The 520-nt window shown below is 26.5% G+C and carries 1 protein-coding gene; it reads right to left on the minus strand.

What is annotated here, in order from left to right; genetic code table 11:
• Positions 1-246 precede the first annotated feature (246 nt).
• Positions 247-520: DUF2963 domain-containing protein (locus tag OL66_RS02655; RefSeq protein ID WP_034172352.1), on the minus strand; the 274-nt coding region annotated here is incomplete at its 5' end.

Raw genomic sequence — 520 nt, forward strand, 5'->3', positions numbered from 1 at the left:
AATCCCCAAAGGGGACTTTATAGGAGGGGTGTAATAGTTAATCTAAGTATACTTCGGCTGGACGCCTAGTTCGCTCTGCTCGTCTTTAAATGCGGGGGCTTTTACTTAATTTCTCTTTTTATTCATGATTAATTAAAATGCTTTACTTTTTTTTCAGTTCCGTCTGGGTTGTAAAAAGTTTTTTTAATTAATGCTTTTATTAATCATTTTAATTAATCATTTTAATTAATCTCTTTACCATCAGAATTATAAATGAGTTTCTTTAATTACTTTAATTACATTACCAGTATTTTTATCACATTCAATAATTTTTTCAATTGTTTTACCATCATCTAGATAATGAGTTTCTTTAATTCTCTTACCAGTTTCTTTTTCATATTCTTCTATATACAAAATTTTTTCATACTCATCATATTGAGTTTCTTTAACTTTCTTACCAGTATTTTTATCATATTCATCAATGTTTTTAATTGTTTTGCCATCATCTAGATAATAAGTTCTTTTAATTCTCTTACCAGTT

Source organism: Chrysanthemum yellows phytoplasma, assembly GCF_000803325.1.
In the GTDB taxonomy this organism is placed as follows: Bacteria; Bacillota_I; Bacilli_A; order Acholeplasmatales; family Acholeplasmataceae; genus Phytoplasma; species Phytoplasma asteris.